Below are 11,544 nucleotides of genomic sequence, written 5' to 3'. Positions count from 1 at the left end.
TCTCATGACGTTGCAGGAGGACCGGCTTCCGGCGACCGCAGAGGGCGGGGCGGCGGGCGAGGCGCCGGCCGAACTCCTCGGCGGGCCGGCCGATTCGCGCCGGCCCGGCGGGGAGACCGCGCGGGTGGAGGTGCTCGACGCCGCGGGCGCGCTCGCCGCGGCCGCCCGGCTCGCCGAGGAGTTCGCCACCGGGGCCGCCTCGCGCGACCGGGAGCGGATCCTGCCGTTCGAACAGCTCCGCCGGCTGGCAGGCAGCGGCCTGCTGGCCATCACCGTCCCGCGCGCGTTCGGCGGTCCCGGTCTTCCCGCATCGGTCGTGGCGGAGGTGGTGCGGCGGATCAGCCGGGGCGACCCGAACCTCGGCCAGATCCCGCTCAGCCACTTCATCTACGTCAACCAGCTGCGGCTGCAGGGCAGCCGGGCGCAGCAGCAGCGGCTCTTCGGCGAGGTCCTGGCGGGCCGGTGGTTCGGCAACGCCCAGTCCGAGCTGGGCACGAAGCACGTACGGGACTTCCGCACCACCCTCACCCGCGACTCCCACCGTGACGGGTGGCGGCTCAACGGCACGAAGTTCTACTGCACCGGCGCGCTCTTCGCCGACTGGATCCCCGTGCTGGCCCACCTCGGGCCCGACGGGCCGATGCACGTCGCCTGGGTGCGCCGCGACGCCGACGGGGTCTCGGTCGTCGACGACTGGGACGCCGTCGGCCAGCGCACCACCGCCTCGGGGACGGCCACCTTCACGGACGTCCTGGTGGGCGAGGAGTGGATCACCGACTACGCCGAGGTCTTCGACGGCCCCACGACGTACGGCTCTTTCGCCCAGCTGATCCACGCCGCCATCGACACCGGCATCGCGCGGGCGGCGCTCGACGACGCCGCCGCCTTCGTCATGACGAAGTCGCGTCCCTACCCCGACGCGGTGGCGATCCACGGCATCGAGCGCGCCGCGCAGGACCCGGTGGTCGTCCACGCCTTCGGCGAGATGGAACTGGCGGTGCGCGGCACGGAGGCGCTCCTGGCCGAGGCGGGGCGTGCCGTCGATGCGGCCGACGGCGACCTCTCGGCGGAGTCGGCCGCAGCGGCCAGCCTCGCCGTCGCCGCCGCGCGCGCCTCCTCGACACGGGTGTCGGTCGAGGTGGGCTCGCGCCTTCTCGAAGTCGCCGGAACCCGGGCGGCGCTGAGCGTCGAGGGGCTCGACCGGCACTGGCGCAACGCCCGCACCCACAGCTTGCACGACCCGGCGGCGTGGAAGCTGCAGCACCTCGGCCGCTGGGCGGTCGAGCGGCACCTGCCGCCCCGGCACGGCCAGCTCTGACGACGCGCCTGCCCCCGAACGTCGACCCGACCCGACAACGAAAGATGTACTCGTGAACGACCTGAAGTTCCACTGGTTCCTCCCCACCAACGGCGGTGACGGCCGCCACATCATCGGAGGCGGCCATGGACTCGCCGCGGAGACCGCCGGCCGGCCCGCGTCCGTGCCCTACCTGGGGCAGATCGCGCGATCGGCCGAGCAGCTCGGCTTTGAAGCCGCGCTGACGCCCACGGGCGCGTGGTGCCAGGACGCCTGGGTGACCACGGCGATGGTCAACTCCCTCTCGGAACGGCTGAAGTTCCTCGTCGCGCTGCGCCCCGACTCGGTCGGTCCCTACCTCGCGGCCCAGATGGCGAGCACCTTCGTCAACCTCTCGGGCGGCCGCCTGCTGCTCAACATCGTGACCGGCGGCGAGGACCACGAACAGCGGATGTACGGCGACTTCCTCAACAAGGCCGAGCGCTACGCGCGCTGCGACGAGTTCCTGACCATCGCCAAGGCGCTGTGGGCCGGCGAGACGGTCGACTTCCAGGGCCGCTACCTGTCGGTGGAGAACTCGCGCCTCAACAACCTCCCCGACACACAGCCCGAGATCTACTTCGGCGGCTCCTCACCCGAGGGCATCGAGGTGGCCGCCAGGCACGCCGACGTCTACCTCACCTGGGGTGAGCCGCCGGCCGCCGTGGCCGAGAAGCTCGACCGGGTCCGCGCCGCGGCTGCGAAGCACGGCCGGACGCTCCGGTACGGCATCCGGCTGCACACCATCGCCAGGGACACATCCGGGGCCGCGTGGGCGGAGGCGGGACGGCTGCTCGACCAGATCGACCAGGCCGACATCGACCGCATCCAGGCGGGACTGCGCCGCTCGGGCGGCGAGGGACAGCGCCGCATGCTCGAACTCAACGGCGGCTCGAAGGACGACCTGGAGATCTACCCCAACCTCTGGGCCGGCGTCGGGCTGGTGCGGGGCGGCGCCGGGACCGCTCTGGTGGGCTCGTTCACCGAGATCGCCGACCTGATCGAGGAGTACCGCTCGGTCGGGATCAGCGAGTTCGTGCTCTCGGGCTATCCCCACCTCGAGGAGGCCTATTGGTTCGGCGAGGGCGTGCTGCCCGAACTCACGCGCCGGGGCCTGTGGCGCCACCCGGCCCCGGTCGTCTCACGCGCGTCGGTACCGTTCGGCGCCGCCCCGGCACCCGTCGTGAGCTGAGCACCGCGATGCGACCGGCGGACTGCCCGCCGGTCGCCACCGGGCTCCTCCAGGTCGCCCTGCCGGTTCACACCGGCACAACCTCAAGCTCAGTCCCCCGACGCGAACCGCACGAACTGCCCCCAGCGCTCACGGCTCACCGCGAACGCCGGGCGGGTCACGTCCTTGGAGTCCCGTATGTGCACGGCCTGTTCGGCGATCGCGACCTCAACGCAGTCGTCGCCCTGGGTACCGCTGTAGCTGGACTTGAACCAGGCGAGTTCCGTCGTACCGCTGCTCATGGCTCTCCTCGGAGTCGCTCCAGCAGGTCCCGGGATTCTCTCGGGTTGAGGGCCTGCGAGCGCAGTGTGTCATAGCGTCGGCAGAGCAGGCTCATCTCTTTCGGGTCGGAGATCAGCCGCCCGTTCTGCTGCCCCTCCGAGTACCCGAGCCGCCTCCCCTCCTGGGTCTCCAAGATTCGCACGGGGCCGTCGAGGCACCCGTGGAACTCCAGCTCCAGCGGCACCACTTGGAACGTCACGTTGCGCGGCGCGGTCAGTTCAAGCACATGGTCCAGCATGCTCGCCTGCACCTGTGGCCCGCCCAGCCCGCGCCGGAAGACCGACTCCTCCACGATGAAGCTGAACGGCACGGTCGGCCGCTCCCGCAGCATCGCCTGGCGTCCCATTCGGGCAGTGAGCTGCGCTTCCGTCTGTTCATCGGTCAGCAGCGGGATGCTGTTGTCGAACACCGCCCGCGCGTACGCCTCCGACTGCAACAACCCTGGCAGCAGCCGGCATTCATACGTGCACAGGCTCACCGCCTCCCGCTCCAGCCGTGCCCACCGCCGGAACCACGCCGCGAGGCCCGCCTCGCCCCGTGTCAGATGGCGGGCGGCCTTGCGCAGCGCACCGGTGTTGCCGAGCGCTTCCTCCGCGCGCTCGATGAACGCCTGGTCCGGCATCCGGCGGCCCAACTCCACCGAGGCCACGGTGTGTTTGGAGTACTGGACCAGCACGGCGAGCTCGGCGCGGCTGAGTCCCGCATGTTCGCGCAATGCCTGGACGACCGCGCCGAAGGTGCGCAGGCTGTCCGACGGATGGGGCTCCCGCTCCCACACCCCGGCCGGAACCGCCTCGTCGTCCGCCTCTGCCGTCTGTCCGGTCCGGGCCTCGTCACCGTTGACGCTGTCCATCCACCGCCCCTCTCCGCGTACCGCACCGCGGCGGCCACCTTGCGCCGCCCCATGCTCAACACCCGACGTGAGGAATCGGTTTCGCGTACTGTCAACCCCGCGCGCCCGTACGCGGACCCCGCGTACGTGGCCTCCGGACGCACGTCCCACGCCGAATGGTGCAGCGCCGGCACGCGGTCACGCCCAGGTGAGGTGCTGTCCCTCAGGGCCGACACGAAGCCGCATGCGGTCGGCCGGCGGGCGTCCGTCCGCCTGCCACCGGGCCAGGCGCTCGGTGATCGCGTCCCACAGGCGCACCGCGCCGCCCTGCCGCACCATCCACCGGGCGCCGTCCTGGAAGACGACCGCCCACGCCCCAGCACCCACGTCGATCACGACGTGTTCCGTACGCCCACCGCGTTCCAGAGTGAGCCGCTGCGCGCGAGGCGCCGCGAACTGCGCGACGAACCGGGCCGTCCAGTCGTCGAGCACATCCGCGCCCAGTGCGGCGGGCACCGCGTCGCCCTCACCGATGTCCGGCAGGATGCCCAGCGGGGGCGGCAGATGGGGACGGGCCGGCATGAACGAGACCTGGCCTCCGAGCACCGGTCCCTCGGCCACGCCCTCCCGGGCAACCGTGAGCCGTACCAGTTCGGAGGCGTGCATCCACCCGCCGACCGTGACCAGGACCTCACCCCCCGGACGGATCTGCGCGAGCCAGTCCGCGGGCACGGTGTGCACAGCGCACGTGGCGATCACGCGGTCGTACGGACCGCCCTCCGCACAGCCCGCCAGTCCGTCACCGACCACGCGGGCGGGCCAGTGACCGGCGCCAGCGAGCGCCGTTCCGGCGCGGGCGGCCACCTCGGCGTCGACCTCGACGGTCGTCACGTTGTCTTCGCCGACGACGTGGCAAAGCAGTGCGGTCGAGTAGCCCGTACCCGTGCCGACTTCGAGAACGCGCGTGCCGGCGGTCACCCGCAGGTCCTCCAGCATCCGCACCACCAGACTCGGAAGGGTGGACGACGACGACGGGGGCGCGGCGATGCGCCCCTCGACCTGGTCGGGGAAGACTCCCCCGGCGACCTGAGTCACCAGGGTGTCGTCCTCATAGATCCGCGCCAGTCCCTCCGGGAAGTGCGCGTATACGGGCCGGTACCAGCCCCCCTCGTCGTATTCGAACCAGCCGTGTGAGAGGAACGCCTCGCGGGGCACGGCCATGACGGCGGCCTCCACGTCGGGACTGCGCAGCACCCCGGACTCGGACAGGCGCCGCGCGAGGGCGGCCCGAAGATGTTTCGAGGCCAGGAAGTCAGTCATGCGGGCTCGCTCCGTTCTCCAACAGGTCCGCGATCGCGTTCGTGATGGGCAGCCCGGCCACGGCTTCGAGCCACGCCCATTGACCGTTGGGATTGCACTCCAGGAACCACCATGTGCCGTCGTCGGTCACAGCGAAGTCGAAGGCCCCGAAGTGCAGACCGAACCCGGCGACGAACCGCGTCAGCGCCCCGTGCAACTCGTCCGGGCAGAGCACCGGTTCATAGGTGAGGCTGCGGTACTCGGCCCGCCAGTCGACGACGCCGGGCGGGGAGGTGATCAGGGCACTGAACACCTGCTCTCCGACGACGACAGCCCGTACGTCGGCCACCTTGGGCACTCTCGCCTGGAACAGGTGCGCGCACCAACGCACCGCGCCGTCGATCTCGCCCGCCTCGACCGGCGCGGCCCAGATCCCGGCGGGCTCGCCCTCGGCCTCGTATGGCCCTGCGTGCATCGGCTTGTAGATGGTCGGCTGCGCGGCACAGAACGCCTTGGCCTCCCCCGGGTCGTTCGTGATCAGGGTGGCCGGGACAGTGAGCCCGGCCCGGATCGCCGCGGTCAGCTGTGCGGGCTTGTACTCCGCCCGTGCGATGGCCTGCGGGTGGCTCAGGTACAGGCACCCGGGCAGTGCGCCCAGCACGCCGCCCAAGCCGCGTCTGTTCTCCTGCGCAACGAACCGGGCCATCTGTGCACCGCTGTCCGCCGGGTACGGGCTGGGCCGACGATGGTACAGGGATCGTACGGCGGACAGGTCGGCCGCACGTTCCCCGACCATCAGTCGCCCCTTCCAGCCTCCCGCCCCGATCCGCGCGGTGAGAGTCCCGGGCACCGGGAAGTCACGCCCCGGGTCGAATCGCAGGACAGACACCCGGCGCCGGTTCAGTTCCGCGATGACCAGATCGGCGGTTGCGTCCTCGGACTCCGTACAGACCAGCACTGGGCGTCCGTCCATGGAGCAGCCCCTTCAGTCCTGAGTCGCGTCGTGGCCGGAATCGGAGTCCTGCTTTCCGTCCTTGCTGACCTGCGTGGGCGGGTAGGTGTTCACGCTCGTGCCGTGCTTGCCGAGTTCGGCCGGCGTCATCGTGCCGTCCTCGCCGATCCATCGGCCGGTCTGCGTGGCCGGGTCGATTCCCGCGTACCGCCACGGCGAGTAGGCTCCGTTGCGCATCGGAGCCATACGGCGCAGCCCCCACGGGGCCGATGGGGTGGCGTCCGTGCATAAAAGGCTCATTCGCATGTCCCTTCCTGGTTTTTCATCCGGTGATGCCGTACAGGAGCGCACAACCTCGACGATGTGCCCCCACAAGGGTGAACTGTGCCGGGCCCACGGCGGAGGGGCATCTTTGGGGGCATCATGTGCCCATGCCTGTCGGACAGTTGATCCGTGATCTGCGCGCCCTCAAACAGTGGACTCAAGCCCGGCTCGCCGAGGAACTCGCTGTTTCCGCAGGTGATCCCACCGGCGCACCGGGCCGGGACGCGGTCAAGCGGTGGGAGAACGGCAAGGTCGTCCCCGGCAAGCACTGGATCGGGCACTTGGCCCGCGTACTGGGTGTCCCTCCCGGACAACTGGCCATGGAAGCTACGCTCGACCGGGTGAACCGACGAGTCTTCCTGGGACTGTCCACCCTTGCCGTCACGCACGGCGCGCTTGCCGCCGAGATGGCGGCCAGCATCGCCGACCGCGACCCGGGCCCCCTGGCCCGGGTCCAGACCACGCACGGCACGGACATCGTCACGGCGTCGCTGGCCGACAAGGCAGCCACCGCTAACCTGCGCCGATGGATGCTCGGCGGCGACATGCCGATCCTGCGCGTCAACGCCACGGGCATCCTCGCCAAGCTCCCCGGGCAGGGCCAGGCAGACCAGGTAGCCCGCGTCCTGGCGCACGACGAGGAAGTCCGCCGTCTCTACATGACGGCCGTGACCTCCCGCGTCTGCGCCGTGGACTGGATGACCGCCGGCCGCATCGCCTCCCGCCCCACGGATTACGCCCACCGGGCGGACTTTCTCGCCACCCGTTTCGCGAGAGAGGCGCTCAACCCCCGTGACTCTGGTGCCCGCTGGTGCTCGTCGGTCATGCTACGAGAGCTGAGCCCCATGATCGGACGGAGTCCTGCGTGATCGTCTTTGAAGTGTCCGACGGCGAACTCGTCGACGAGCTGAACCGCCAAGCCGCCAAGGCGGGCGTCACCGACGCCGCGATCGTCTCCCTGATCGGCGCCGCCGACTCCTTCACCGTCTCGACCATGCCCGAGGGCGACGCGCTCAAGGACACCATCACCAAGTACCACCTGCCCGGCGAAATGACCGGCACCGGCGAGATCCGCAACGGCTTCGTCCACCTCCACGTCGTCATGGGTGTCGAAGGCGACCGCGCCGTCGCCGGGCACCTCCACGAGGCCCACATCGCGACCCACTTCGCCCGCGCCTACGTCATCCCGGTCCGCTGAAGGCCCGTAGGCCCGTACCAGGGTTTTTGCCCGCCCCTGAGAGAGCCGCGTAGCGGCACGACCGTCCGCTCCGAGCTGCGGACTCCACCGGCCGACACGTGATCGGGCCGCGCCACTGGTGAAGAGGCGGTGTTCCAACCCTGCGCTATTCGGTGATGAGAACCCGCGGATTTCCCCGCCCCTGCTCATGGTTCCTCAGGTTGTTCGAAGCGAGTGGGGAGGTTCAGCGAGCAAGGGCTGCGAGGCCGCCCGTCCGTTGAATGTTCGGTCCGTCCTGACCTGCGAGGAAGATAGGAATGATCGGTTGACGATGGGCCGAGCTGCTCCGGAAGTCCTCATCCGACGGTCTGCCTTGAAAAGCCGCGGCGTACGAAGAACTCGGCCCCGGATCGACGAGAGTATCGATCTGGGGCCGAGCGAGGAGCGGGACTGCAGAGGCGTCAGCTGAAGACCTGGACGAGCACGCCGGTGATGGCGGCGGCAAGGGCGAGGACGGCGGCGAAGGCCGCGCCAGCGCGGGCGAGGGCGGTGGGGTAGGTAGTGCCATCGAGGCGGGCGAGCACGCCCGTGGTGGCGCTGACCAGAAGGGCGAGCACGACGACCAGGGCGGTGGTTAGCAGGACGACAGCCAGGTGATTCACAACGATCTCCAGCAGAGGTCGGGGGCGTTGACGTGACCGACTTTCCTGGAATCGGTGTTGAACAAGGTCGATCTGGACAAAGCTGTGGACTCCTGGACACTGATAGACACCCGATGCTGGGGGGCATGTGAGCACGAACGACCTTGGGCCTGAAGCGGCGCTCGCCGAACTGCGCAGGCAGCTGGAAGACAAGCGGAACAGCATGGGCTTGAGCAGGACCCAGCTCGCGCAGAAGGCGAACGTGAGCCGCGGCACCGTCAACAACATCGTCGCGGGGCCGGTGCCGAGAGAGGAAACGGTCACGTTACTGGCCGAAGCGTTGGGTTTGGACCCAGGGCGCCTGCTCGCTCTGCGGGCGATCGCCCTCGGACAGGCTCCCGCCCCGGTAGGCCCCAGGATCCCCGGACAACCCGGAGACCGGTTGCTGGCTCTCTTCCAGGCCGGCTCCGCCATCGGCATTGCCGTCACGCTCCAGACAACCGAGGCTGGCCGGTTCGAGGAGTTCCTGGGAGCCCTTCGGGTGATCGGCTTGGAGAAGTCCGAAACCGCGCCGCTGCGCGAGATCAGGACCCGACTGGAGCAGGCTGACGAGCCTGACCCGACCATCCTGCCCTTGTTGTCGCACGTACTGGATGAGGTGATCGACCTGGTGAACGAGCGGACCCCGCGCGCCGAGTTCCGCTGGTTCGAATTGGGCAAGCTCCTGCAGGGCATTGCCTTCTACGCAGCGGCGGCGTGGCCGTCAGCTCCGAACGTCGAAGGCGCACGAACCGAACTGTTCTATCTCAGTGACACCGTCCACATGCCGGAGGAGCTGCGGAACGAGGTAAAGGGCTACTGCCGCACGAAACTGCCTACCGCCGCACGGATGGAGATGTTCGAGGAGGCCGAGCGACTCAGCCGGGCCTTCCACGCAATTCTCTGAGCCGTACCCGGGAGACCCGAGCCGCATCTGCTGCCTGCGCATCCGCTTCACCATCCCTGGCCTACAGGAGCTCCGCCTTCCAAAACAGCTCACCAACCGCTGACCGCTGCCGCTATTGCTCGTTCCCGTCCTTCTCGTCGGCCGACTTGCCCTGTCAAGGCGCCTTCGGCGTCGCTGGCGCGATGGCCGGTCCCACCCAGCCCAGGCGGGCCCTGGCAGCGGCATGGTTGACGAGCAGCCCCAGAGGTATGGCGTTCCTCAGGTCAACCACCCCGCAAGTGGGGAGTCCGGGTGAGCAGGTCTGGTCAGCACCCGACGGGGTGGCCGTTTTCAACGATCGCCATCATCGGTGGCCTGAACGGCTTCGAGGTATTCGGCCCAGCTGTTCTGGGCGTACTGGGCCCAGGCGTAGGCGGTGTTGGGGTGGATGCCGAAGAGGTCGCTGACCACGATCGGAGGGAGGTCGCTGATCGCTTCCATCATGGCCGTGTTGCGGGCGCCGATGCCCGGCAGGCCGTGCTGCCTCATGTAGTGGCTGACGGTCTGAGAAGCCGTATCTCAACCGATCATGGAACGTGCGAGTCGAACAGTTTTCTCGCCGGGATGATCTTCTGGCGGTCGGCGCAGGAAGGCAGGGCCCCTTGGTAGCGCGGAGGTGCGAACCGAACCGAGCAGTACCAGGAGGCCCTGTTGTCGCAGTTGTACGCGCTCACGCCCGCTGGTCTCAACTCGGGCTCCCGATCGTGTGATTGCCTCACGCACGCGTACGGGAACGCGGCCGATCATCCGGACCGGGTGCGCCGGTATCCGTCGGACATGACGGACGCGGAGTGGGCGGCCATTCGGCCGCTGCTGCCGGTGCCGGCCTGGCTTCAGGGGCGGGGCGGACAGCCCGAAGGCTACTGCCACCGCCAGATGCTGGACGCTATCCGGTACCTGGTCGCGGGCGGGATCTCCTGGCGGGCGATGCCCGCGGACTTCCCCGCCTGGGGCCGGGTCCACGCCTTCTTCCGCCGCTGGCGCGAGCACGGGCTGATCACCGAGTTCCACGACCGGCTCCGCGGAAAGGTGCGTGAGCGCGAGGGCCGTGAGGCCGAGCCCACGGCCGGAATCATCGACGCGCAGTCGGTGCGGGCCGCCGCGACGGTGCCGGCCGCCTCACGCGGCTACGACGGCGGGAAGAAGGTGCCGGGCCGCAAGCGGCACATCGTGACCGACACGCTCGGCCTGCTCCTGGTCGTCGCGGTCACCGCCGCGAACATCGGCGACCGGGACGCCGCCGCGGGCCTGCTTCAGCGGCTGCGCCGCCTGCACCGCGACATCACCCTGGTCTGGGCCGACGGCGGCTACACCGGCGACCTGGTCGACTGGTGCCGGCGGAAACTCGCCCTCACCCTGCAGATCGTCAAGCGCACCGACGACATGCAGGGATTCGTGGTGCTGCCCAGACGCTGGGTGGCAGAGCGCACGTTCGCATGGTTGATGAACTCCCGTCGTCTGGCCCGGGATTACGAAACCCTGCCCGCTACCAGCGAGGCGGTGGTCCAGTGGTCGATGATCACGCGGATGGGCCGGCGCCTGGCACGGGCACGGGTCGCCGACCGGCGCTGAACATCCCTGACGACTCCTGCACCAGCCACCCGCGCTCCGCCAGGCGCCTTGCCTTCGAGCGCACCCCCTCGACCTTCGCCGGCGTCGTCTCCAAGCCCAGCTCCACTGCGATCTCCCTGGCCTTCAGCGGCCCCCTGCCCGCTGATCGTCCCTCCTCCAGCACACCCAGAAGCCGCTGATAGTCCGGTGCCAGAACCGTCACCGGCAACCCGTCCCGCCACGGCGGCACCGTCGAGCCCGGCACGGGCGAGGACGCGGCTTCCCGCTCCGTCCCGGCCTCGGTCACGGCAGTGGACTCAGCCGCAGAGACAGCCAGGGCCTCGATCAGCTCCTCCCGCGCGATCACCCGCCGGTCCAGCTCGATCTCCGCGGCCTCCAACACCTCAGCCAGCCGCGCGACGTCCTCCCGCAGACTTTCCACCCGCACCCGGGCAGCCGTCTCCCGCTCCTCCAGCATTCCCAGCACCGACGCCACCGCGCACCCCTCGACCACGAAGCGGACACAAGACGCCGCATGCCTCCCTCACTCCGAACCGAACCATGCCTGACCAGCAGGAACCACGCGATCAAGTTCGGTTGAGATACGGCTTCTGAGGGCCGCGGGGGCGACTTGGGGGCGGGCCCGGAAAGAGGAAGCCAGGTGTCCCGGTGTGCGACTGCTGGAGCACGGAGGTGCGGCAGGAGGGGCTCGTGATCTGTCGTTCGATGAGGACAGCGAGTCGGGGTGGGAGGAGGACGGGGTGCTTGCTGATGATCAGGTAGGCGTCGTCGCCGTCTCGGTGGAAGCGGTCGGTTGAAGTTTCCCCGTGATCTTGGATACTCGATGGTTATGCCGCGAGGGTGTGTTGATGCCGTTGCCTGGTCTCGGCCGGGGTGAGGTAGCCGAAGATTTTGTGCTTGCGCAGGCGTCGGC

Annotated in this window: 15 protein-coding genes; 7 read left to right on the top strand and 8 right to left on the bottom strand. The window is 69.7% G+C overall.

Going from position 1 to position 11,544, the window contains the following annotated elements; all coding sequences use genetic code 11:
• Positions 1 to 4 precede the first annotated feature (4 nt).
• On the top strand, positions 5 to 1,318 hold the full coding sequence (locus AB0G63_RS33440; protein ID WP_360758179.1) for an SfnB family sulfur acquisition oxidoreductase: 1,314 nt from the start codon (positions 5 to 7) through the stop codon (positions 1,316 to 1,318).
• A gap of 52 nt (positions 1,319 to 1,370) precedes the next feature.
• Positions 1,371 to 2,528, top strand: a complete 1,158-nt coding sequence (locus AB0G63_RS33435) for an LLM class flavin-dependent oxidoreductase (protein ID WP_360758176.1) — start codon at positions 1,371 to 1,373, stop codon at positions 2,526 to 2,528.
• A gap of 89 nt (positions 2,529 to 2,617) precedes the next feature.
• Here the strand turns inward: AB0G63_RS33435 and AB0G63_RS33430 are convergent, their stop codons facing one another.
• The 5 genes from AB0G63_RS33430 to tgmA all read right to left on the bottom strand — a co-directional run bounded on the left by AB0G63_RS33430 (position 2,618) and on the right by tgmA (position 6,232).
• Complete coding sequence (locus AB0G63_RS33430) at positions 2,618 to 2,809, bottom strand: DUF397 domain-containing protein (protein ID WP_360758173.1); 192 nt, start codon at positions 2,807 to 2,809, stop codon at positions 2,618 to 2,620.
• The gene (locus AB0G63_RS33425) at positions 2,806 to 3,702 is read right to left on the bottom strand and encodes a helix-turn-helix transcriptional regulator (RefSeq protein WP_360758170.1); all 897 of its coding nucleotides are present in this window, start codon (positions 3,700 to 3,702) and stop codon (positions 2,806 to 2,808) included. Before AB0G63_RS33425 ends, AB0G63_RS33430 begins: the two co-directional genes overlap by 4 nt.
• Before the next feature lie 177 nt (positions 3,703 to 3,879).
• On the bottom strand, positions 3,880 to 5,001 hold the full coding sequence (tgmC, locus tag AB0G63_RS33420) for an ATP-grasp peptide maturase system methyltransferase (protein WP_360758167.1): 1,122 nt from the start codon (positions 4,999 to 5,001) through the stop codon (positions 3,880 to 3,882).
• Positions 4,994 to 5,953, bottom strand: a complete 960-nt coding sequence (gene tgmB, locus AB0G63_RS33415) for an ATP-grasp ribosomal peptide maturase (protein WP_360758165.1) — start codon at positions 5,951 to 5,953, stop codon at positions 4,994 to 4,996. Before tgmB ends, tgmC begins: the two co-directional genes overlap by 8 nt.
• 12 nt (positions 5,954 to 5,965) lie before the next feature.
• Positions 5,966 to 6,232 (bottom strand): putative ATP-grasp-modified RiPP, encoded by a 267-nt coding sequence (gene tgmA / locus AB0G63_RS33410; RefSeq protein WP_360758162.1) that lies wholly within the window; start codon positions 6,230 to 6,232, stop codon positions 5,966 to 5,968.
• Positions 6,233 to 6,363: 131 nt separating this feature from the next.
• Between tgmA and AB0G63_RS33405 the strand changes: the two genes are divergently transcribed.
• Complete coding sequence (locus AB0G63_RS33405; RefSeq protein WP_360758161.1) at positions 6,364 to 7,125, top strand: helix-turn-helix transcriptional regulator; 762 nt, start codon at positions 6,364 to 6,366, stop codon at positions 7,123 to 7,125.
• On the top strand, positions 7,122 to 7,454 hold the full coding sequence (locus AB0G63_RS33400) for a DUF296 domain-containing protein (protein WP_360758157.1): 333 nt from the start codon (positions 7,122 to 7,124) through the stop codon (positions 7,452 to 7,454). The genes AB0G63_RS33405 and AB0G63_RS33400 overlap by 4 nt, the downstream gene beginning before the upstream one ends.
• Positions 7,455 to 7,894: 440 nt before the next feature.
• On the opposite strand, the gene AB0G63_RS33395 is transcribed toward AB0G63_RS33400, so the two are convergent.
• Positions 7,895 to 8,095, bottom strand: coding sequence for a hypothetical protein (locus AB0G63_RS33395; protein ID WP_360758155.1), 201 nt, complete (start codon positions 8,093 to 8,095; stop codon positions 7,895 to 7,897).
• A 127-nt stretch (positions 8,096 to 8,222) separates the two neighbouring features.
• On the opposite strand from AB0G63_RS33395, the gene AB0G63_RS33390 reads away from it, so the two are divergent.
• The gene (locus tag AB0G63_RS33390) at positions 8,223 to 9,020 is read left to right on the top strand and encodes a helix-turn-helix domain-containing protein (RefSeq protein WP_360758153.1); all 798 of its coding nucleotides are present in this window, start codon (positions 8,223 to 8,225) and stop codon (positions 9,018 to 9,020) included.
• A 330-nt stretch (positions 9,021 to 9,350) separates the two neighbouring features.
• Here the strand turns inward: AB0G63_RS33390 and AB0G63_RS33385 are convergent, their stop codons facing one another.
• Positions 9,351 to 9,548, bottom strand: a complete 198-nt coding sequence (locus tag AB0G63_RS33385; RefSeq protein ID WP_360758151.1) for a hypothetical protein — start codon at positions 9,546 to 9,548, stop codon at positions 9,351 to 9,353.
• 288 nt (positions 9,549 to 9,836) lie between these two features.
• Here AB0G63_RS33385 and AB0G63_RS33380 point away from each other — a divergent pair, with 288 nt between their 5' ends.
• Complete coding sequence (locus tag AB0G63_RS33380; protein ID WP_360758148.1) at positions 9,837 to 10,631, top strand: IS5 family transposase; 795 nt, start codon at positions 9,837 to 9,839, stop codon at positions 10,629 to 10,631.
• On the opposite strand, the gene AB0G63_RS33375 is transcribed toward AB0G63_RS33380, so the two are convergent.
• Positions 10,579 to 11,088, bottom strand: a complete 510-nt coding sequence (locus AB0G63_RS33375; RefSeq protein WP_360758233.1) for a hypothetical protein — start codon at positions 11,086 to 11,088, stop codon at positions 10,579 to 10,581. The two genes, AB0G63_RS33380 and AB0G63_RS33375, sit on opposite strands and share 53 nt — an antisense overlap.
• Positions 11,089 to 11,281: 193 nt before the next feature.
• On the opposite strand from AB0G63_RS33375, the gene AB0G63_RS33370 reads away from it, so the two are divergent.
• Positions 11,282 to 11,428, top strand: coding sequence for a hypothetical protein (locus AB0G63_RS33370; RefSeq protein WP_360758146.1), 147 nt, complete (start codon positions 11,282 to 11,284; stop codon positions 11,426 to 11,428).
• Positions 11,429 to 11,544 lie beyond the last annotated feature (116 nt).

It is taken from the genome of Streptomyces sp. NPDC020996 (genome assembly GCF_040641355.1).
In the GTDB taxonomy this organism is placed as follows: domain Bacteria; phylum Actinomycetota; class Actinomycetes; order Streptomycetales; family Streptomycetaceae; genus Streptomyces.
Note: the sequence above shows the minus strand (reverse complement) of the source record. Positions and strands in the feature narration are given on the sequence as shown.

Excerpts from the sequence above, each read along its gene's own strand:
- AB0G63_RS33440 (WP_360758179.1), top strand. The coding sequence starts at position 5 with ATGACGTTGCAGGAGGACCGGCTTCCGGCGACCGCAGAGGGCGGGGCG.
- AB0G63_RS33430 (WP_360758173.1), bottom strand. The coding sequence starts at position 2,809 with ATGAGCAGCGGTACGACGGAACTCGCCTGGTTCAAGTCCAGCTACAGC.
- AB0G63_RS33425 (WP_360758170.1), bottom strand. The coding sequence starts at position 3,702 with ATGGACAGCGTCAACGGTGACGAGGCCCGGACCGGACAGACGGCAGAG.
- tgmC (WP_360758167.1), bottom strand. The coding sequence starts at position 5,001 with ATGACTGACTTCCTGGCCTCGAAACATCTTCGGGCCGCCCTCGCGCGG.
- tgmB (WP_360758165.1), bottom strand. The coding sequence starts at position 5,953 with ATGGACGGACGCCCAGTGCTGGTCTGTACGGAGTCCGAGGACGCAACC.
- tgmA (WP_360758162.1), bottom strand. The coding sequence starts at position 6,232 with ATGAGCCTTTTATGCACGGACGCCACCCCATCGGCCCCGTGGGGGCTG.
- AB0G63_RS33405 (WP_360758161.1), top strand. The coding sequence starts at position 6,364 with ATGCCTGTCGGACAGTTGATCCGTGATCTGCGCGCCCTCAAACAGTGG.
- AB0G63_RS33385 (WP_360758151.1), bottom strand. The coding sequence starts at position 9,548 with ATGAGGCAGCACGGCCTGCCGGGCATCGGCGCCCGCAACACGGCCATG.
- AB0G63_RS33380 (WP_360758148.1), top strand. The coding sequence starts at position 9,837 with ATGACGGACGCGGAGTGGGCGGCCATTCGGCCGCTGCTGCCGGTGCCG.
- AB0G63_RS33375 (WP_360758233.1), bottom strand. The coding sequence starts at position 11,088 with ATGCTGGAGGAGCGGGAGACGGCTGCCCGGGTGCGGGTGGAAAGTCTG.